Origin of the sequence: Pseudobacteroides cellulosolvens ATCC 35603 = DSM 2933, from assembly GCF_001262605.1 — a bacterium.
Taxonomy (GTDB): domain Bacteria; phylum Bacillota; class Clostridia; order Acetivibrionales; family DSM-2933; genus Pseudobacteroides; species Pseudobacteroides cellulosolvens.
Genome location: NZ_LGTC01000001.1, coordinates 6783811 through 6805204, shown reverse-complemented (window position 1 = coordinate 6805204; position 21394 = coordinate 6783811). Strand labels below are relative to the sequence as shown.

The following is a 21394-nucleotide window of genomic DNA, read 5'->3' as shown; positions in this document are numbered from 1 at the left end:
GCCAGGAAGTTTTATCACCAATGTTGCCATCACATTATTATTTATGCAATATCTCGAAGCATTTTGATATTATTTTTAATTAAGAATACTATTTTAGGATCAATTACAATAAATTCCTTAGCACCACCAACTACTTGATCATTATCAATGATTAATCCATAATCCTTCATAATCTTAATATAGTTATTGGCAGACTGTGTGCTAAATTTAAATTCAGACACTAAATCTGTACTTTTAAAATGTACCTTACCTACTCGTAAGATTTTATTAATTATACTGATTATATCTTCTTTAGTACCTCTCTTAGATGGAAAAAGAGAATAATAATCATATTCTTTACAAAACTTAATTTTTGCTTTAATAATATTAGCTGAATCAAATTTATATGAGTTACTATTAGCAATCGACTGTTCATCATATACAGTAGAGAATAGTCTTATAAGGTCTCTAGGCGACTTATGTGCTAAATCAATTAAATAATTAATATCATTATTGTCTTCAATCAAATTATTTATATTAAAAGGCTTTACTAAAGAAAAATAATCTAACCTTTTTTGTAATATTGTTGATATATCACTATCAGTCCATGATATGTCTATAGGTTTAAACTTATCAAATCTTACTCCTTTTTCGTTTAGCTTTAACTTAACTTCTGTCCATATACTAAATACTATTGATAATTCCTTGAAATAAAGCAAATCAGTATCCTTTAATATTTGCTCAGTAAAATCTGCTATACGATTTATCCTTCCGTCTAAAGCTCTAAATTCATCAATTCTGTCGAAAAAAACGACTGTATTTTTAAAACCTGACTTTTTCACTAATGTTACAAGTTCAAGTAAAATGTCTTTTAGCAATGTATAATTTTCAAGGAATTGCTTTTCTTTTTCACATTGTGATAACTCCTCGATGCCCAGCTTTGGTAAGTAATTTTTATAAAAATCTTGGGAATAATTTTTGGGTAAATTTAAAGCCTTACATATTGCATCTGAGCCTATTTCCAAGCTTGAAGAAATTGCAATATTTATTGGTTTATTTAAAAAATTATTAAAAATATTTTTTAGAAAATTCTTGCTTTTATATCGAGTAACTTTATTATATGCGTTTTCAAATTCTCTTTTACTAATACTATTATAAAAATCCTTAATAAAAATAGCTAATTTTTCCTTATCGTATTTATCTAGAACTTTAAGTAATTGGGGATTTTTTGATAATGATACAACATAATTTTTAATTATATTCTTAATTATTAAAAGTATTAAGTATCTATCATTTTTATCTAAGGGGACACTATCGTAATTATCAATAATAATTGATAAAACATTTTTATTTGAAAGCTCTCTTTGAAGTTCTAAGATAAGAGCAGATTTTCCGCTGCCGCGTTCTCCGAAAATAAACCTGCTACTTCCGTTTGCTAAGTCTGTTACTAAAGTTTGAAAATATCTTGGTGGTAAATAAATCTCAGATAAATAATCAACTTCCTCTTCAGCTGAAAACCTTGAGAAAGGATTTTCCCTAAATCCTAAATTCTTATAAAGTTCTGGCATGATAAAATACCTCTTTAGTCTTTAGATTTATTAAATAAATCAAGTATAGTTTATATTATAATACAAATTGAGAATAATTGCATTTATTATTAACTATTAACATTCAATATCATCTAATTTAGAAATCTCCGAAGCTGCTTTAAAGCTACTCATGAAGTGAATCCCAGGTCTTTTGCCCCTCATTCTTTAGAAACGCTGATGGAGCCATACTTTAAGAATCCTCGAAGATGGCTTTTAAGTGTCTTGTAAAGTGTCTTCGAAAGGACTTGTAGAGCCAGAGCCGGAAGGGAATACGATTATAGTCATTATCGTATTTCTCTTCCGGCCCTGTAAGTAATTTTTAGAACCTTCGAAGAAATTACATGTTATACAGGTAAAGATTAAGGTGTCTGCGAAAATGCAACCTGAACAATCTTTGTATAATTCTGCCCATTTTTTTAGACCCTAGAGCCGTTTGAATATTATATTTATCTAAAATGTATTATGTTTAATGTAAAAAAATGTAGACTTAGTAAGATTATTTATGTAAAATTAATATTAGAAATAATTAATAGCACTTATATTTAAGTGCATTTTATCTATAATTAGGAAATTTCTCAACCCCTTTAGAATTAGTAGTGCTAAAATAAATAGCAGTTAATGCAAACTGTCCGTTTAACCTAGAAAGCATTAAAAAATATTTTTTGGTATAGTAGGTGATTTATTTGTTGATTTCCCCATTCAGTGCTATTCCTTCTTGGGAAGGTTATGAATATCAAGGACATATTGCTCTTTTTGTTGTGTTACGAAAAATTAGAGACTTAATTTTATATAATAATGATATAGCACTTAACAACTTTATACTGGAAATTGAGGGAGCTGAGGATTTCTCTATTAAGAATGGATACAGGTATTTAACTCTACATCAGGTTAAAAGTGGAGCCATTGATTTAGATAAAGGTGATAAATTTTCTTTTATTATTTCACTGTTGCAATATGAAGCAGAACACGGATATTTTCACATTTTGCCAAGTAAACAATTACCAAATGACTTTATACAAAGCACCTCTGACTGGATAGATTCATTGCAGAGTGATCTAGATAAAGAAATTAAAAGTAAAGACGGAATAAATGAAGAAGACTACAGTAAATATATCATATTGGAAAAAATATTACCAATATCAACGAAAGGCAGTAAATATAGTATAATTAAATATGTTTGCGAACTGGAAAAATATGATGTTTGTGAAGAAAACGTTCGAAAAGCAGTTGAGCATATAAAATCCGAACTTTCTATTTATAGTGAAAAATTAAAAGATACAGGAAAACTGATTAAAGATGATAAGCTTATGTCAAAATTTGATGAATCGTTTAACAATGATTTAGAGATAAAAAAATCATCATATGTAATCATTAAAGAAATTTTAAATATAAAGAAGCCTGAATGGAATTTGCTTATTGATGATGCATATTTGGAGTTCTTATATGGCCAAGTTCTTTTGGCATTAAAAAATAAAATATCACAAGATTATATTGAGAAAACTCATATTAATAAAGTTTGCCATGTTGAGTTTGAAACTATATTTAATATACTGATGGAAGACTTTCATACTAATTCAAATTCTATAAAGTACCAGTACTTTTTGCTTTGGAAAAATATACTTGAATCTTATGATAAATTTCCAACCAAAAACAAGAACGTATGTCAATGTGAATCATGTTCCGACTGTGCGAACAACTTTAAATGTAATTTGTACAGGCAGATGGATACGATATCTATCATAAAAGATAATCAGATTCATAACTTTTTATATAAGCTTATGTTGAAAGAACCTAAAGTTGGAAAGCCAAACAATTTGCCTGACGATAATTTAATTAACAGGTTATTTACCAACTTACTAAAAGAAATAGAACTTTTATCTTTTGAAGGCAACAATTTAATTCAAGCACAAAAAAATGGTTTGTTTTTTAGGTTAACTCTTAACTCTAGCGGAGAATCTTATGAGCTACAAGAACAACTTGATAAAGAAATAAATAATTCTTTGGAAGATAAACTTCTTATATTTGAAAATGATGTTTTAATTACTGACCAATTAAACGAAGAATCTTTTATGTACAATGGTATAAAAACCATGGTGTTTGGTGAAAACGAATACAAAGAATTGGAAAGTATAACCACAGACTCTATTGAAAAAATTAAAAAAAACTATAATAAACCAAAAGTCTTACGGCTGATTGATAGAAAAAAAGCCAAGGAGGAGTTAAGTCAATGACTGAAACCATAGAAATTATCTTGAACCAATATAAATATGTTCCTGAAGAAAAGATTAAGTCAAAGAATATAAGATTTTATAAGCATTCTGATAAAAAAATTGCAAGTTATTTTTTAATATATAATATAGATTGCAAGGAATTTGAAAAAAATGAAGATGCTATGAAAACAGCTTTAGAAACTCTTGAAATAGAGTATTCTAATGTTGATAAGGGCAGAAATGAATCTTTAAAATCAAAAATTCAAGCCACTTTTGATAACAACCAAGAAGCGAGTCAGATAGATAAAAACACCTCAGCAATTTATTTGCTTCAATTTAATAATCTAGAAAATTTAGAGAGGTATCGGAACTTAGTATACGCGATAGAAGAATCACCAAATTATTTTAAAAGATATATTATACCATACACTAAACCACAAGTTGATGCCTTAAATAAAATCATAAGCGACAATTATGGAAGTGAAATTAATACTATATTAAGTGATATTTCTGATAATGAAGATGAGTATTATAAACTATTAGAGAGAAAAAACGTTGGAAGTGTTTATGAATTAGTTATTCGTCTTTTTTCAAAACTCCCTTTCTTGCAGTATCGCTTTAAAGCCAACCCAATACCATTATCAATTGAAGAAGATATTCACCAAAAAGTCAAAAGTGGCTTGAAGGACTATCATTTAGCAATACAAAATCAAGTTTGTTCTCTGGAAGAACTATTGAATTTAGAGTGTGCCACAACTTTAAGTGATAAACAGCTGGATGATGAGTTGAATCGTTTAATTGGAGGTAATATGTAATGCCATATGCAATTAATCGACTGAAAGTAAGAAATTTTAAATGTTTTGATAACAAGAAATTCTATGAATTTATCTTCTACCAAGGTCAAAACCCCACTATCTTATCAGGACCAAATGGGTTTGGAAAAACAACTTTTTTTGACGCTGTAGAGTTAATTTTTACAAAAAAGATAACACGATTACAAACAAGCATCGAGGATGGCAGAATAAATTTAGGAAAAAACATTTTGCTAAATGAAGCCAATAAAGATGGAAATCTAATTCTGACTTTAACTGATGAAAATAATAATAACCTTACAATTGTGGCAGTTATCGACCATCAAAACCAAAAACTATCCATAGGAGACTCAATAAAATATGGCGTAACCGACGATTTATTAGATTCAGATGATGAAATCGATACCTTCCTGAATAATTCAAATAAATGGAAAACCTCGTTGCAAAAATGTGAAAAATTAAGGTATTCAATGGAACATTTTAATGTCTATTACTATGTATCTCAAGCAGAATCCGTCCATTTTTTAAAAAATTCTGTAAGTAATCGTAAAGATAGCATGAACGTTCTATTAAACACTATAAATATTGACAAAAATATAGAATACATTACAAAAAAATTAATCGGAGGAAGCAAATCAAAAAAAGATGTCCTTGTTAATGATGCAATTACTGAAAGTACAGAAAGCATTAATAAAAAGGTAAAAGAATTGAAATCTAAGATTCAAAAAATCGATTCAGTAACAGAAAAAGTAGAGTACACTCAATTATTAGACTATAACATTGATGCTGATCCGTTAAGCTGGGATGTAGAAAATCCAAATTTTGAATCTAGAGAATTGTCTGTAAATCTTCATTACGCAATTTCAGAAATACAAGCACTACATAACTTTGCTATTAATAAAGCGGATTATGACACTTATTTAGAAAATGAAAAAATCAATAGAATAATCGATAGTAAAGCAATTATTATTGATTTTGTCAATTATCATCAATATATAGAAAATGGACTAATAAACAGAACTAAAGTTACGCACTTAATTTCTGAGTGGAACAAAACAATCGATATATACAACCATAGTAGTTTTTTTAGAAACTCATTAGATGTAACTTTTTATAAAGAGGAAGATTTAGTTAAACTGAAAACTATTGACGATAGTTTGATATCCTCTGATATCGGAGAAGTAACAGAAATAGTTGGTTCTATTAATAATGCAAAGAAGACCTTATCTAATCGTGAAAACATGTTAAACAGTTTAGATAAAGCAAGATTAAAGTTATATCAAATAAAAAAAGAGATTGATAAAGTGTCTCCTAATTGCCCTTTTTGCAATCATAAATACGAAAATGTAGAGGATTTAGATCAAGCCTTTTTAAATCTTTCCAATGGTTTATCAGGAGAAAAAAATACAGAATATCAAAAACTAAAATCATTAATTAATTCTTTGCACAATAAACTAGAAAATGATTTAACTGTTATTCTATCAATTGTACAGAGTTTTGATGAGGAAAAAATCCGCGAACTAAACACACTATTGTCAAATAGCAATCAGTTTATTCAAAATGAAGAAAGAGTTAAATTTGTAGAAAAAGTCTCTTTTTTTCTGAACAATACGGATTCCTGGGTTCATCTTGGAAACAGCGAAAAATCACTTGAAATCAGACGTATTCTACAAAAAAATCTTAAGACTTACGTTAATTCTGACTTTATCAATGTTATGGACAAATTTGAATTTAATAATATTTCTCAAAAATACAGAGATATATTCTCAATTTCACAGACAAGAATTATTAACAAGGAGTATGTAGATAACAAAATTAAATATCTTAAATACTTATATTCACTTTCACAAAGCTCAGAAATAAACGTATTAAAAGAGGAAATTAAAAGAGAAATATTAAAAAAGCATCAGCTTGAAGTTGTTCGAGAAAATTTTGAAAAACTTCAAGATTTATATCAAAATTCCACAAATGAGTATAAAAATCAAATACTTAAAAAACTGAGAGTTCCATTGTTAATATATTCAGGAAAAATATTGCAAGATTATCAAAATGGACTGGGAGTCTTTGTTAGCAAAGATGAAATGCGTTTTGTTTCAAATGGCGACGCAAAACATGATATTCTCAACACATTTAGCTCTGGACAACTTTCTGGATTCGTATTAGCGTTTCTTTTTGCAATGAATAAACAATATATAATGAAGTCAACAGATGATATTGGATTTATCCTTGTAGATGATCCAGTACAAACAATGGATGATATCAATATCTCTTCGCTTATAGAAGTTTTGCGTAACGACTTTTCTAATAAGCAAATAATTTTATCTACTCATGAAACGGATAAAGAAAACTATATCCTCTATAAGTTTTTGAAATATAATTTAAGAGGGCAATCATTTAATGTAAAAGAAAAACTTTATCTTTAATTTAAAATGCAACCTATAAACTGGTAGCATTATATAGATATAAATGTTTTATCATTTTTGGGAAATGACCTTTATATCAACTTCCCATTATCCGTAAAACAAGATGAATTATACTTATAAAGGATTGATGAGAATAATGAAAACAATACTAAAGCCAATTTTTGAATGGTTAACAGATGGATATACTCTCTTTGACAATGTTCTATACAACTATATAACTATATCTATTGTAGGCTTTATAGCTTTTTCCGTGGCGTGGAATATTGTGGGATCTTTATACAGGAATGATATAATTAGTGGAAAAACAAGCGGCTCTATATTACACTGGATGATAAGGTTGATTACCTTTGTTGTTTTGTTCTCATTCGTAAGCATTATATTACGGGTAATCAGGTTTATCATCACAGTACCACTCTGGATATCGCTTACAATTGCAGGTTTGTTTATAGCAGGAATTATTATTTTTCTTATTATCCATAGCAAACGTAGCAATACAGAATCGGTAGGAAAATGATACATTGTTACTTCTACTTTATCGGTTCTAAAAAATTACTTACAGGGCCGGAAGAGAAATACGATAATGACTATAATCGTATTCCCTTCCGGCTCTGGCTCTACAAGTCCTTTCGAAGACACTTTACAAGACACTTAAAAGCCATCTTCGAGGATTCTTAAAGTATGGCTCCATCAGCGTTTCTAAAGAATGAGGGGCAAAAGACCTGGGATTCACTTCATGAGTAGCTTTAAAGCAGCTTCGGAGATTTCTAAATTAGATGATATTGAATGTTAATAGTTAATAATAAATGCAATTATTCTCAATTTGTATTATAATATAAACTATACTTGATTTATTTAATAAATCTAAAGACTAAAGAGGTATTTTATCATGCCAGAACTTTATAAGAATTTAGGATTTAGGGAAAATCCTTTCTCAAGGTTTTCAGCTGAAGAGGAAGTTGATTATTTATCTGAGATTTATTTACCACCAAGATATTTTCAAACTTTAGTAACAGACTTAGCAAACGGAAGTAGCAGGTTTATTTTCGGAGAACGCGGCAGCGGAAAATCTGCTCTTATCTTAGAACTTCAAAGAGAGCTTTCAAATAAAAATGTTTTATCAATTATTATTGATAATTACGATAGTGTCCCCTTAGATAAAAATGATAGATACTTAATACTTTTAATAATTAAGAATATAATTAAAAATTATGTTGTATCATTATCAAAAAATCCCCAATTACTTAAAGTTCTAGATAAATACGATAAGGAAAAATTAGCTATTTTTATTAAGGATTTTTATAATAGTATTAGTAAAAGAGAATTTGAAAACGCATATAATAAAGTTACTCGATATAAAAGCAAGAATTTTCTAAAAAATATTTTTAATAATTTTTTAAATAAACCAATAAATATTGCAATTTCTTCAAGCTTGGAAATAGGCTCAGATGCAATATGTAAGGCTTTAAATTTACCCAAAAATTATTCCCAAGATTTTTATAAAAATTACTTACCAAAGCTGGGCATCGAGGAGTTATCACAATGTGAAAAAGAAAAGCAATTCCTTGAAAATTATACATTGCTAAAAGACATTTTACTTGAACTTGTAACATTAGTGAAAAAGTCAGGTTTTAAAAATACAGTCGTTTTTTTCGACAGAATTGATGAATTTAGAGCTTTAGACGGAAGGATAAATCGTATAGCAGATTTTACTGAGCAAATATTAAAGGATACTGATTTGCTTTATTTCAAGGAATTATCAATAGTATTTAGTATATGGACAGAAGTTAAGTTAAAGCTAAACGAAAAAGGAGTAAGATTTGATAAGTTTAAACCTATAGACATATCATGGACTGATAGTGATATATCAACAATATTACAAAAAAGGTTAGATTATTTTTCTTTAGTAAAGCCTTTTAATATAAATAATTTGATTGAAGACAATAATGATATTAATTATTTAATTGATTTAGCACATAAGTCGCCTAGAGACCTTATAAGACTATTCTCTACTGTATATGATGAACAGTCGATTGCTAATAGTAACTCATATAAATTTGATTCAGCTAATATTATTAAAGCAAAAATTAAGTTTTGTAAAGAATATGATTATTATTCTCTTTTTCCATCTAAGAGAGGTACTAAAGAAGATATAATCAGTATAATTAATAAAATCTTACGAGTAGGTAAGGTACATTTTAAAAGTACAGATTTAGTGTCTGAATTTAAATTTAGCACACAGTCTGCCAATAACTATATTAAGATTATGAAGGATTATGGATTAATCATTGATAATGATCAAGTAGTTGGTGGTGCTAAGGAATTTATTGTAATTGATCCTAAAATAGTATTCTTAATTAAAAATAATATCAAAATGCTTCGAGATATTGCATAAATAATAATGTGATGGCAACATTGGTGATAAAACTTCCTGGCCCACTGATATTCTCTGCCGGTTTCCAGATAAACAATAAGACTGGGAAAAACCCAGCCTTACATTCTATATCCATTTAATATATATGGCACTTTCAGGCGTTTGTGGACTATATCCTGATGAAACTTCTCCCCATTTAAAATTGTATTGTACTCTCCACTCTCCACCTTCACTAGGTTTTCCCAGCATATTCTCTAACCATTGATTATGGATTTGTAATCTTTTTATTTCATTATCTGTATCGAATGGAATTTCCTCAAAGCTGCCATAATGCTTGAGTGAACAAAATTCCAATACATCATCTTTAAATGTAAGTTTTAACATCAAATCCAAACCATTTATATTGATAAGTTTAAAAGTATAATAGTTCCAACCATTAATGGCATAAGTTCTTTGAACCATATTTATTATATTATCTGATTTTAATTTTTGTTCTGTAAAGCTTTTATTTATAGTTGTATTGGTCAATAACTTTAAATCTCCATTATTTATATCCAGCATAATTAACCTCCTATTTAGGGTTTTGGTACTTTGCTATAAACTTTCTTAACATCTTCTGGCTTCATATACCAATTTTTCAAAGGTATTTTCTTAGCCGGAATTGGTCTTATCTTTCCGCTTGCAACCAACTCATTAAAATTTGCTATGTAAACTTGAGGTAATCCACCATCTCCAAAATGCGGATTAGCTTTAGTTATACCAAACGCTGCTGGAATATCTTCAACCATTTCATAAGGCATCAGAGTTTGTTTATATCCAGATAAATGAATGAAGTCTTCAGGTGGATCCCACGGTCCAACTTGCAAACCTTCAAATATTTTTTGGGAATCGTTTCCTGTACGCCTTAATGCAGATTCTGTTGTTCCATACCCAGTAGGTCTTGGGTCTCCTGCATATATTATTTTTCCCCTTTTCAATGTAATATCCTTGTAATTATCAATACCTGGATAGTTATCTTTACCTTGCCAAAATTGTGCTCTTTTTGTAGGTGAATCAATTCCATGCCTTTTCAAGAGCCTTTCGTAGCTCTTTTTTGCTTTGTATTGTTCACGGGTCATTGATCTATCAAAAGGATTGCTCTTATCAGCACAATATCCGCTTGGGTCATAGTAATTTACAGGGTTATTCTGAACATAACTGTAGAGGTTTAATCCATCTCCACGATATGTATCTTCTTGTGTAAACCTTCCTACCACTGGGTTATAGAATCTCGCACGCAAATAGTACTGACCTGTAACCTGATCATACTGCTCTCCAGCATACCGGAATCTATTCTGCACCTTCTCAACAGCTTCAACTGTATTACCAAATGCATCATACTGGTACTTGTTAATAAGCGAACCGCTTGCGTCTGTAAGACCTACCACATCACCGTGGCCCTAATTAGGTAATATGTACTCTGTTATTGTGCTATTATCATAGAAGAAATTCATTAAGCTTATTAGTCTTCTTTTGTATCTTTCATTTTTGTAACCAATTCATCGAGGAGAATATCATTCTCAATATCTTTTGTTTTTGCTGCATCTGGGGCTGTTTGTTTAACTTTATTATCTTTTTCTATCTTAAATTTACCTTGGTAACAACCAAGTGCTTGGTAGTTTGTCTCTGTAACGACTGGCCCAATATATTTATATAAGAATAGCAAATAATGTTCAGAGGGCTTAATTACACTTACTCCATCTTGTGAAATTTCAAATCCATCTTTACTGATTCCACCTGATTCTAAAATATTCAAGATATCACTTTCTTTGACATTGCCTTTATGAACTTTTAAGACTTTTACCTTGGATGAAGTAAAAGTTACATGCTCATACTCGAAACTCTTTTGATCATTTGTAACTTCAGCTTCTATAATAATTTCTGATGCCTTTTTCAAATCTTTCAAATTATCGTATGATCGTACTAATGAAGAGCTATTATTGGCACTAATATTAGTTTGGCTTTTGGTTGTATCTGAATGGTTGGAACAAGCAATGAAAGTGAAGCATAAAACTGCTACTACTGATATTAAAACAACAATCTTTTTCTTCATTTAAATACACCCCTTGAATAATTTTCTCACGATAGCATATATAAAAGCCCTGCAAAAACAAGGCTCATATATATACTATCATGTATTTTCTGTTTTGGAAATGGTTGGTTTTATGTACTCCCTTTGGTGAATCATCATTGAATAGATAACCTTTGCAATCTGTCTCATTACTGCGATTAAGGCCTGTCGCTTAGTTTTTCCCTGTGATATCTTCTTATTATAATATTCCAGAAAAGTTTCATTTATCGGGCTTTTCTTATCCCTACCCCTACAGATATTCCTTGATGCAATATCTCTGAATATCTCATACAATCGCCTGTTGCCCTGCTTATTCCTGAAGTTTTTGTCCTTATCACCTGATGAACAGGAAACCGGACTAATTCCACTATACCGACACATTTTATCGCTACTGGAAAACCTTCTGATATCACCTATTTCACTAATCAGCATTGCAGCAGTTATTGTATTAATTCCAGGCATGGTTTCAAGCCGGTAGGGAAACTGCTTCATGTGCTTTTTTATCTCAGCCTCTATTACTTCCAGCTCTTCATTGCAGTGCTTAATTTCCTTTATACAATGAGATACAATAAAGTCCCTTGTTTCCTGATATTCCGTTAATGTATCACCATCCTTTGCAACAAGCATCAATATCCTTTCTGCATGTTCAATTCCAAAAAATCCACTGCTATGAATGGACAGAAATTCCGCAAGCTCTTCTTTGGTAATGCCTTTAAGCTTTGACGGTGAGGGAAAGTTTTGAAAAAATTCCATTCCAGCCTTACAGTAAGTTACCGTAAAGAATTTAGGATAGCTTGGATAATGATGCGAAATGTAGCTGTGAACCTGATTTTTAGAGGCAGCACGTACCTTGACGATTGAATTACGCCGAGATACTAAAAGCTGCAAAGTCCAGCTATCATCATGAATTGATGCATCTGGAAGGGTATCCAATTGATTTAATAGAACCTTGGCAACACAAAACGCATCATGCCCGTCAGTTTTGTGAGCTATGGCCTGGTTACGCCTTTCTGTATAGGTTAGAGAAGCATCAACAGATTTAACAGTATAACCGAGATTTAAAAGGAATCTGGCAAAGTTCCTGCCGTTGCCTGAGGTGTCCTCTAGGCCGAAACATGGAGAAATACCACGTTTTAAATGGGATTTAACAAATTCAATAAGCTTTTCAAAGCCCTTCCGGTTATTCTCAAACCTGAGTTCTCCGAGCTTTTCAGTAAAGCAGTTAATTATCACTGCCACATGGGTACGCTTATGAATATCCACCCCGATAAAGAGTTTACGCATTTTTGGATGTAACACTTTACATTCCCCCCTGTATTAAAATTTCAAGGTACAAACCTTGGCACAAAAGCACCCTTAATATCAGCGATAAGCCCCTAAAATAGAGACTCCGCAAACCCACGCCAACTATTTGCAAGGTACAAGCCCTATAAAATAAGAGCTTTTAACCTGGGAAAAACGGCAGCATTGTTATAACGAAATATGTAAATACATATCGCATGACCACGAACAGCCACATTATTCCCAGCTTAAAAACCCTTATCATCCGTATATCTTAAAGGGTATACCAGCATGTGAAGCCCTAATAATCATGTCACGAGTACCTTTGCTATTTGCCAAATCCTCATGAAATACCAAAAGTAAATCAGGCTTTTCCATCTTAAGCATCTGGGCGTTCCTGATAGGCCCGGCACTTTTGCCAAACCTCTGCCAGTCTGCCGGATACTCAATAAACCTGATGCCGCACTGACGAGCAGCACGGACAGCAAGAGTATCAGCACCCCGACACCCTCCGGCAATAAGCAAATCAATATCAAGACTTTTGACAACAGCTAGAATCTTCTGGTAATCCCTATAATAACGGCTTCCAGATACTAAAACCTTCATATGTAAAACCTCCAGATTTACTGAAAAAGCCTGTAAAAAATACAAGCCTTTGCACTAAAACCGAAAGCTGTAAACACAGCTATATCAATGCTTCCTGGAAATATACAGGATAAAAAATACCAATCGAAACTGGAAAACTGAGCTGCCATAATCTCTGGCAGCCCTATGTAAAAACCTCTCAAAATCCCTCATGCATCATCCTCACAATCTACAGGACGAATGGTAATAATACCCTGTGACACATCAATAACAACCCTGCATCCAACCTCAAAACCGTATGTAGCAAGCCACTCAGCCGAAACCACGATAGCAGGTGAATCATCAAGCCAATGACTCTTGACAGATGATAAAGCTACCATAAAAAACACCTCCCAAATACTACTCATAAGCCTATGAAGGAAGATACCCCTGCATAAGCTGGAGCAAAAGATACCGCTATATCAGCAACTATGTCAATGGGCTTTGAAAAAAAATAAATGAAAAAATGCTTATCCCTGCAATTCTCCGAAGTCCCTAATACTGCACTAATCAGGGTCTTTGCAGCCCGCATCAGGAGAATGGAGTGACTTTTTTATTTGTCACCCCATTCTCCTGAAACTCCAGGTATGGCAAATATAAATGCCATACCTGGAGTTGAATGATACTTAAAAGCCTCTGTCGGAGAAGCTTTTGAGGGACTTACGGGTTCAAGCTTATCTTATAAGCACATTCAAAGTCTCTTTGTAAGCAGCTTACACAGACATACACGAAAAGTATCAAATCATAGATTTGCTGCTTTTCGTTAGGTTGCTGGAAAAACCAATAAAAAGTTTTTCCAGCAACCGTATGAGTCAAAAAAGATTCTCTATAGCAACAGCAACGCCTCTTCGTAGTGTAAGCATAACCCGTAAGCCGCTATGTAGTGGCGTTCAGATACTCTTGCAAGCGACAACAAGCGATAAAAAATATTTCCAGTTTATATTTTTTATCGCTTTAGGATTGGCAAAAAGACATTTAGGTTGTCTTTTTTGCCAATCCGTATGTGACATTATTGGTACTTACAGGCGGTCTTTGCAGAAGCTCATGAGATCAGCAGAACTGCAAGAACTCTTCAAGGTTTCTTGAAGTGGCTTTTAAGACTCATCAAGTGTAGATTTCAAATATATTTATTTGAAATTTACACTTGAGATATGACAGAAAGGACTGATAACAGTCTTTTCTGTCATATCGGATGAAGTCTACGAAGCTTCTTAAAAAGCTTCTCTAAAGCCCCTCTGAAGAAAGCATTTTTTCATTTATTTTTTTATCAAAGTCCCATTGACATAGTTGCTGATATAGCGGTAGCATTTGCCCCGACTTATGCAGGGTATATTCCTTACATAGGCCTATGAGTAGTATTTGGGAGGTGTTTTTTTATGGTGGCTTTATCGTCTGTCAGGAGTCATTGGCTGGATGATTCACCTGCTATCGTGGTTTCGGCTGAGTGGCTTGCTACATACGGTTTTGAGGTTGGATGCAGGGTTGTTATTGATGTGTCACAGGGTATTATTACCATTCGTCCTGTAGATTGTGAGGATGATGCATGAGGGATTTTGAGAGGTTTTTACATAGGGCTGCCAGAGATTATGGCAGCTCAGTTTTCCAGTTTCGATTGGTATTTTTTATCCTGTATATTTCCAGGAAGCATTGATATAGCTGTGTTTACAGCTTTCGGTTTTAGTGCAAAGGCTTGTATTTTTTACAGGCTTTTTCAGTAAATCTGGAGGTTTTACATATGAAGGTTTTAGTATCTGGAAGCCGTTATTATAGGGATTACCAGAAGATTCTAGCTGTTGTCAAAAGTCTTGATATTGATTTGCTTATTGCCGGAGGGTGTCGGGGTGCTGATACTCTTGCTGTCCGTGCTGCTCGTCAGTGCGGCATCAGGTTTATTGAGTATCCGGCAGACTGGCAGAGGTTTGGCAAAAGTGCCGGGCCTATCAGGAACGCCCAGATGCTTAAGATGGAAAAGCCTGATTTACTTTTGGTATTTCATGAGGATTTGGCAAATAGCAAAGGTACTCGTGACATGATTATTAGGGCTTCACATGCTGGTATACCCTTTAAGATATACGGATGATAAGGGTTTTTAAGCTGGGAATAATGTGGCTGTTCGTGGTCATGCGATATGTATTTTTACATATTTCGTTATAACAATGCTGCCGTTTTTCCCAGGTTAAAAGCTCTTATTTTATAGGGCTTGTACCTTGCAAATAGTTGGCGTGGGTTTGCGGAGTCTCTGTTTTAGGGGCTTATCGCTGATATTAAGGGTGCTTTTGTGCCAAGGTTTGTACCTTGAAATTTTAATACAGGGGGGAATGTAAAATGTTACATCCAAAAATGCGAAAACTCTTTATTGGGGTGGATATTCATAAGCGTACCCATGTAGCAGTCATTATCAACTGCTTTACTGAAAAGCTCGGAGAACTCAGGTTTGAGAACAATAGAAAGGGCTTTGAAAAGCTTATTGAATTTGTCAAATCCCATTTAAAACGTGGTGTTTCTCCATGTTTCGGCCTAGAGGACACCTCAGGCAACGGCAGGAACTTTGCCATATTCCTTTTAAATCTCGGCTATACTGTAAAGTCTGTTGATGCTTCTCTAACCTATACAGAAAGGCGTAATCAGGCTATAGCCCATAAAACGGACGGGCATGATGCGTTCTGTGTTGCCAAGGTTCTATTAAATCAATTGGATACCCTTCCAGATGCATCAATTCATGATGATAGCTGGACCTTGCAGCTTTTAGTATCTCGGCGTAATTCAATAGTCAAGGTACGGGCTGCATCTAAAAATCAGGTCCACAGCTACATTTCGCATCATTATCCAAGCTATCCTAAATTCTTTACGGTAACTTACTGTAAGGCCGGAATGGAATTTTTTCAAAACTTTCCCTCACCGTCAAAGCTTAGAGGCATTACCAAAGAAGAGCTTGCGGAATTTCTCTCCATCCATAGCAGCGGATTTTTTGGAATTGAACATGCAGAAAGGATATTGATGCTTGTTGCAAAAGATGGAGATACATCAACGGAATATCAGGAAACACGGGATTTTATTGTGTCTCATTGTATAAAGGAAATTAAGCACTGTAATGAGGAACTGGAAGTAATAGAGGCAGAGATAAAAAAGCATATGAAGCAATTTCCCTACAGGCTTGAAACAATGCCTGGAATTAATACTATTACTGCTGCAATGCTAATCAGTGAAATAGGTGATATTAGAAGGTTTTCCAGTAGCGATAAAATGTGTAGGTATAGCGGAATTAGTCCGGTGGCCTGTTCATCAGGCGATAAGGACAAGAACTTTAGGAATAAACAAGGTAATAGAAGGCTTTATGAGATATTTAGAGACATAGCATCAAGGAATATCTGTAGGGGTAGGGATAAGAAAAGCCCGATAAATGAAACCTTTCTGGAGTATTATAATAAGAAGATATCACAAGGTAAAACAAAGCGCCAGGCTTTAATCGCAGTAATGAGGCAGATTGCAAAGGTTATCTATTCAATGATGATTCATCAAAGAGAGTACATAAAACCAACAGTTTCCAAAACAGAAAATGCATGATAGTATATATATGAGCCTTGTTTTTACAGGGCTTTTATATATGCTATCGTGAGAAAATTATTCAAGGGGTGTATTTAAATGAAGAAAAAGATTGTTGTTTTAATATCAGTAGTAGCAGTTTTATGCTTCACTTTCATTGCTTGTTCCAACCATTCAGATACAACCAAAAGCCAAACTAATATTAGTGCCAATAATAGCTCTTCATTAGTACGATCATACGATAATTTGAAAGATTTGAAAAAGGCATCAGAAATTATTATAGAAGCTGAAGTTACAAATGATCAAAAGAGTTTCGAGTATGAGCATGTAACTTTTACTTCATCCAAGGTAAAAGTCTTAAAAGTTCATAAAGGCAATGTCAAAGAAAGTGATATCTTGAATATTTTAGAATCAGGTGGAATCAGTAAAGATGGATTTGAAATTTCACAAGATGGAGTAAGTGTAATTAAGCCCTCTGAACATTATTTGCTATTCTTATATAAATATATTGGGCCAGTCGTTACAGAGACAAACTACCAAGCACTTGGTTGTTACCAAGGTAAATTTAAGATAGAAAAAGATAATAAAGTTAAACAAACAGCCCCAGATGCAGCAAAAACAAAAGATATTGAGAATGATATTCTCCTCGATGAATTGGTTACAAAAATGAAAGATACAAAAGAAGACTAATAAGCTTAATGAATTTCTTCTATGATAATAGCACAATAACAGAGTACATATTACCTAATTAGGGCCACGGTGATGTTACTGCATTGGTTGACGGCACTGGTGCAGTGGTCAATCGGTATCAGTATGATGCATTTGGTAATACAGTTGAGGCTGTTGAGAAGGTGCAGAATAGATTCAGGTATGCCGGAGAACAGTACGATCAGGTTACAGGGCAGTATTATTTGCGTGCGAGATTCTACAACCCAGTTGTTGGAAGGTTCACGCAAGAAGATACTTACAGAGGCGACGGATTAAATCTATATGCATATGTAAGCAACAATCCTATAAAATATGCTGACCCAAGCGGATATTGTGCTGAAAAGAGCAATCCATATAGAGATAGCTTAAGTGAACTTGATGCGAAAGGATATGATCAGTTCCTTGATAGAACAAAAGGAATATTTGCTTCAGAAACCGATGCACAGAAAGCTTTTCAAAAATTACTTGATCGAGACTTTAATAGCTTTGCTAAATGTTTTGATTTCTCATCACCAAAAGATGGTGCAGTTTTCTGGAGTAAAAACATTGGTGCTGCAGAAAGATACGCAGAAATGATTGGTGGGACAATAATGGAAAATACCCAAGGTGGAAAAGTACTGAATGGCTGGACGTGGCTAGGAGAAAAATTTACAACTTGGGATAAAGGATTAGATACCGATCAGCAACCACTGTGGAAAAGTGTATCATCAGCATATGCTAATGGTGTTACTGGAAAAGTAGCATATGTTCATCCTGATCTTCCAGACGGAAAAGGGATTGGTGATGTATGGAAAAATACAGAGGCACCAATAGTATCTCTAAGACAAGAAGAAGGATTAGTAACTGAAGTAGAGGAGGTATTTTGCAATGTCCCAAAGCCAAGCATATAATGACTTAATAAATCAGGTTAATGCTACAGGTATGCAGAAAATGGATGGATATAATCCCGATACTTTAGATGAAATATATGATAACGAAAGAGATAGTGCTGAGGATATAATATGGAAAGCTTTTCAGGATGGTGATAGCGGAGTTTCCATATTCCTGCCTAAACTCAGAAAATATAATGGAATAGATGAACTTGAAAATTCTTTACTTAAATGTATCATCCCTAGCGGTAGAAGTATTGAATTAGCAAGAGCTTTATACACCTATTCAAAGGATGAAAAATATTTAGATATCTTTGTTGCTAATTTACAATCGAATGATGAAAGCCACAGGATTACAGTTTTAACAAAATTAATGGAATTTAGTCCGAGCGATAAAATATTTGAAATATTTGGAAATAGTTGTCTTAATGATCTATCTAAAATTGCAAGATCTACAGCAGCAACAGGGTTACTGTATTGTAAGGGACACATAAAAAATCCTTTTAATATCATGGAAGTAATGCAAAAGACAACATTAAAAAAATTATTGACTGACGACAAGGTGCAAGAACGTCAAAAAAATATTAACGCATTAAGAGATGAAAAATTAAAATAAAATAGAAACAACTTCTAGGCTGGGGCTTTTCCCATCCTTTCTTTCGGAACCTCTCTGAGGTCGCTAACGAAGTGAAGCCCGGGCAAAGGGCCCCCATTCTTTAGAAAAGCTAACGTAGCCTTACTTTAGAGCTTTTTTAGCCACTTATAAGCAACTGATTGGTCGCTGCGGAGTGGGCTTAAGCATCAGAGCAGGGAAAGTATACGATAAAAGTTTTATCGTATACTTTCCCTGCTCCTGAAGCCTATTTTATGAGACTTCACAGAATTTCCGGTTTGCTTATCCCAAAATCCAATTTTGTTTTGTGAGGCAGTGAAAATATTTATTTTTCTTTGTTTTAATTGTTAATAGAATAATAGGTTTAGCTTCTAATGGCTTTATATTTGAACGAATATTTGAAATTTCCATACAACTATTGTAACTTCTTTGAAACAGCCGAGAAGTAAATCCAAGGCTTTTGGCTCCCCCATTCTTTAGAATTGCTTTCAACGGGCCCTTGGACACTTCATAAAAAAATGAACTGGGATAAAGCCTAGGAGCAAAGTGGAGTTAGGATTTGAGTAAACTGATAAATATATAAATGTATATGTCGCTATCATTTAAGTTTAATATTTATAAGGAAGGCTCAAAACTGATAGAATCCAAGGTCAAAATCGGATTCGGGAAATCCGACCGTCCGGGATTGCAGGGGGCTACAGAAAACGTGACTGAAGTTGAAAGGCTGTTTTCTACCCGATCATGATATAATAGTAAATTCAGTAGATGCAAAATCTAAAACTTACCTAAACAATAAACAATGATACTTCCATGGTTTCCATAGTCTTATGAGTAGTATTTGATAAGGTATTTTTGAGGTAAATTTATACAAAAACAATTAAAATACGCCGACAAATTTCAACATTATTTTTACAGTTTAAATGCTAAAATATTACTGTCTGTACAGTCAATAACATTTAAACAAAAAAAATGAAGGAGGATTTTACTTATGATTCGTAGAAAACTTATTTCTGGATTAGTTCTATTAGTAATTTCATTATGTGTGTTTGGTGGTACTATATGGGCTTATGGAGACCAATCGACTTACTTTTTATTTAATGGTGCCACTGGTGGTCACGGTGAGGTTGATGGTTCAGCAAATGGTAAATATTATAGCTTAACTCCTGGTAATGTAAGACTAGATTTAGTAAATACTCTTACAACAGTTCCCAGTGGTTTTTATGGTACTAAGGAATGTTGGATAATTCTGAAAAGAGAAATTGATTGGTCAATTGATCAAAGTTATGGTACCAATACAATATACTATTCTCAAAATGGTTATAGTACAACATCAAGATGGAGTGTAGATACCAATTCAAGCAAATATTATATATATGTATCTGGTGGTGATCCAGGATTTTCTTATTTATCTTCAGGAATAATGTATGACCATTATTAATTATTTGGTAAAATCTATTTTAAAGGGCTACATAACTTGTGTAGCCCTCCAACACTTCAAGTATATGTCTACAAATGAAAGGATTTTATATGCTACGGTTTAATTATTTAGTAATGACTATTAGTTTAGTAATTTACATACTAATAATCCTAGGAATAAGATTAAAGAAAAAGATTTCAATTGAGGAATTTATACTTTATTCCATCTTTTACATATATATTTGCTTTGCAATTAATAAAATTTTTTTCCCTTTGCCAATAACAGATATTGAATTATTTAGAAAAATTAATAAATCTTCATCTATAATATTTAATTATATGCCATTAAAATCAGTAGTGGAAATCTATGGCAATAATATCATTGGTATTAAACATATAATTAAACAAATTATAGGCAACATAGTATTGTTTATACCATATGGATTTTTTGTTCCTTTAATTTTTTCAAAACTTAATAGCTTTAAAAAGTTGCTTATTCTTGGTGCTATAACTTCAACATTAATTGAAGTTATTCAGTATGTAGTAAGTTCTTTTCTAGGATTTACATACAGAATTGCAGATATTGATGATTTAATTTATAATACATTAGGAACATTGATTGGGTTTTACATTTATAAAGGCGTTCTTCCTTTGCTTAAAAAATTAGTTTTAATGGAAAAATTAGGTGTATAAAGAAACGTATAACTATATTTCTTTATCTGATGCTGTGAAAAAATAGTATGTGACGGCGGAAAGGAAAATGCTAATAAATATGGTAAGAAGTAGCTGGTACTATATTATTGATACAAAAACTGGTGATGTGTTAAAAGGAAGTTTAGAATATTA

At 32.5% G+C, this 21394-nt stretch carries 21 protein-coding genes and 1 pseudogene; 14 read left to right on the top strand and 8 right to left on the bottom strand.

Annotated elements, in window-relative coordinates:
• Positions 1–41: 41 nt before the first annotated feature.
• Complete coding sequence (locus Bccel_RS28125; protein WP_036945941.1) at positions 42–1547, bottom strand: P-loop ATPase, Sll1717 family; 1506 nt, start codon at positions 1545–1547, stop codon at positions 42–44.
• A 707-nt stretch (positions 1548–2254) separates the two neighbouring features.
• On the opposite strand from Bccel_RS28125, the gene Bccel_RS28120 reads away from it, so the two are divergent.
• The 5 genes from Bccel_RS28120 to Bccel_RS28100 all read left to right on the top strand — a co-directional run bounded on the left by Bccel_RS28120 (position 2255) and on the right by Bccel_RS28100 (position 9405).
• Positions 2255–3799 (top strand): ABC-three component system protein, encoded by a 1545-nt coding sequence (locus tag Bccel_RS28120; RefSeq protein WP_036945801.1) that lies wholly within the window; start codon positions 2255–2257, stop codon positions 3797–3799.
• Positions 3796–4593: an ABC-three component system middle component 1 gene (locus Bccel_RS28115; RefSeq protein ID WP_036945803.1), complete on the top strand. Its 798-nt coding sequence runs from the start codon at positions 3796–3798 to the stop codon at positions 4591–4593. Before Bccel_RS28120 ends, Bccel_RS28115 begins: the two co-directional genes overlap by 4 nt.
• Positions 4593–7013 carry an ATP-binding protein gene (locus tag Bccel_RS28110; protein WP_036945805.1) on the top strand — a complete coding sequence of 807 codons (2421 nt, stop codon included), beginning with the start codon at positions 4593–4595 and terminating at the stop codon, positions 7011–7013. The genes Bccel_RS28115 and Bccel_RS28110 overlap by 1 nt, the downstream gene beginning before the upstream one ends.
• Positions 7014–7149: 136 nt before the next feature.
• Positions 7150–7527 (top strand): hypothetical protein, encoded by a 378-nt coding sequence (locus tag Bccel_RS29955; RefSeq protein WP_152966117.1) that lies wholly within the window; start codon positions 7150–7152, stop codon positions 7525–7527.
• Between the two features lie 372 nt (positions 7528–7899).
• Positions 7900–9405 carry a P-loop ATPase, Sll1717 family gene (locus tag Bccel_RS28100; protein ID WP_036945941.1) on the top strand — a complete coding sequence of 502 codons (1506 nt, stop codon included), beginning with the start codon at positions 7900–7902 and terminating at the stop codon, positions 9403–9405.
• Between the two features lie 105 nt (positions 9406–9510).
• Here Bccel_RS28100 and Bccel_RS28095 read toward each other — a convergent pair whose 3' ends face one another.
• The 7 genes from Bccel_RS28095 to Bccel_RS29400 form a co-directional block, all read right to left on the bottom strand.
• On the bottom strand, positions 9511–9945 hold the full coding sequence (locus Bccel_RS28095; protein ID WP_036945939.1) for a hypothetical protein: 435 nt from the start codon (positions 9943–9945) through the stop codon (positions 9511–9513).
• A gap of 14 nt (positions 9946–9959) precedes the next feature.
• The gene (locus tag Bccel_RS28090) at positions 9960–10811 is read right to left on the bottom strand and encodes an RHS repeat-associated core domain-containing protein (protein WP_050753988.1); all 852 of its coding nucleotides are present in this window, start codon (positions 10809–10811) and stop codon (positions 9960–9962) included.
• 74 nt (positions 10812–10885) lie between these two features.
• On the bottom strand, positions 10886–11476 hold the full coding sequence (locus Bccel_RS28085) for a cytochrome c family protein (RefSeq protein ID WP_050753984.1): 591 nt from the start codon (positions 11474–11476) through the stop codon (positions 10886–10888).
• Positions 11477–11554: 78 nt separating this feature from the next.
• A complete protein-coding gene (locus Bccel_RS28080) occupies positions 11555–12793 on the bottom strand; it encodes an IS110 family RNA-guided transposase (RefSeq protein ID WP_050753987.1) in 1239 nt (412 codons plus the stop codon).
• Positions 12794–13036: 243 nt separating this feature from the next.
• On the bottom strand, positions 13037–13381 hold the full coding sequence (locus tag Bccel_RS28075; RefSeq protein ID WP_050753986.1) for a DUF2493 domain-containing protein: 345 nt from the start codon (positions 13379–13381) through the stop codon (positions 13037–13039).
• A 17-nt stretch (positions 13382–13398) separates the two neighbouring features.
• Positions 13399–13563, bottom strand: a complete 165-nt coding sequence (locus Bccel_RS30595; protein WP_160317771.1) for a hypothetical protein — start codon at positions 13561–13563, stop codon at positions 13399–13401.
• A 6-nt stretch (positions 13564–13569) separates the two neighbouring features.
• The gene (locus Bccel_RS29400) at positions 13570–13740 is read right to left on the bottom strand and encodes a SymE family type I addiction module toxin (protein WP_160317772.1); all 171 of its coding nucleotides are present in this window, start codon (positions 13738–13740) and stop codon (positions 13570–13572) included.
• A 1035-nt stretch (positions 13741–14775) separates the two neighbouring features.
• Between Bccel_RS29400 and Bccel_RS29395 the strand changes: the two genes are divergently transcribed.
• From Bccel_RS29395 to Bccel_RS28040, 9 genes and pseudogenes are all read left to right on the top strand, one after another.
• The gene (locus Bccel_RS29395; protein WP_082225177.1) at positions 14776–14946 is read left to right on the top strand and encodes a SymE family type I addiction module toxin; all 171 of its coding nucleotides are present in this window, start codon (positions 14776–14778) and stop codon (positions 14944–14946) included.
• A 6-nt stretch (positions 14947–14952) separates the two neighbouring features.
• Positions 14953–15117 carry a hypothetical protein gene (locus Bccel_RS30590; protein ID WP_160317771.1) on the top strand — a complete coding sequence of 55 codons (165 nt, stop codon included), beginning with the start codon at positions 14953–14955 and terminating at the stop codon, positions 15115–15117.
• Positions 15118–15134: 17 nt separating this feature from the next.
• On the top strand, positions 15135–15479 hold the full coding sequence (locus Bccel_RS28070; RefSeq protein WP_050753986.1) for a DUF2493 domain-containing protein: 345 nt from the start codon (positions 15135–15137) through the stop codon (positions 15477–15479).
• A 245-nt stretch (positions 15480–15724) separates the two neighbouring features.
• A complete protein-coding gene (locus Bccel_RS28065) occupies positions 15725–16963 on the top strand; it encodes an IS110 family RNA-guided transposase (RefSeq protein ID WP_050753985.1) in 1239 nt (412 codons plus the stop codon).
• Positions 16964–17041: 78 nt separating this feature from the next.
• On the top strand, positions 17042–17632 hold the full coding sequence (locus tag Bccel_RS28060; protein ID WP_050753984.1) for a cytochrome c family protein: 591 nt from the start codon (positions 17042–17044) through the stop codon (positions 17630–17632).
• Positions 17633–17712: 80 nt separating this feature from the next.
• A pseudogene (locus Bccel_RS28055) lies at positions 17713–18540 on the top strand (RHS repeat-associated core domain-containing protein); the annotation flags it as partial.
• Positions 18518–19135, top strand: coding sequence for a hypothetical protein (locus Bccel_RS28050; RefSeq protein WP_036946065.1), 618 nt, complete (start codon positions 18518–18520; stop codon positions 19133–19135). The pseudogene Bccel_RS28055 and the gene Bccel_RS28050, both read left to right, overlap by 23 nt.
• A 985-nt stretch (positions 19136–20120) precedes the next feature.
• Entirely contained in the window at positions 20121–20570 is a 450-nt protein-coding gene (locus tag Bccel_RS28045) for a hypothetical protein (RefSeq protein WP_036945952.1), read from the top strand.
• An 89-nt stretch (positions 20571–20659) separates the two neighbouring features.
• Positions 20660–21241: a VanZ family protein gene (locus Bccel_RS28040; protein WP_036945950.1), complete on the top strand. Its 582-nt coding sequence runs from the start codon at positions 20660–20662 to the stop codon at positions 21239–21241.
• Positions 21242–21394: the final 153 nt, after the last annotated feature.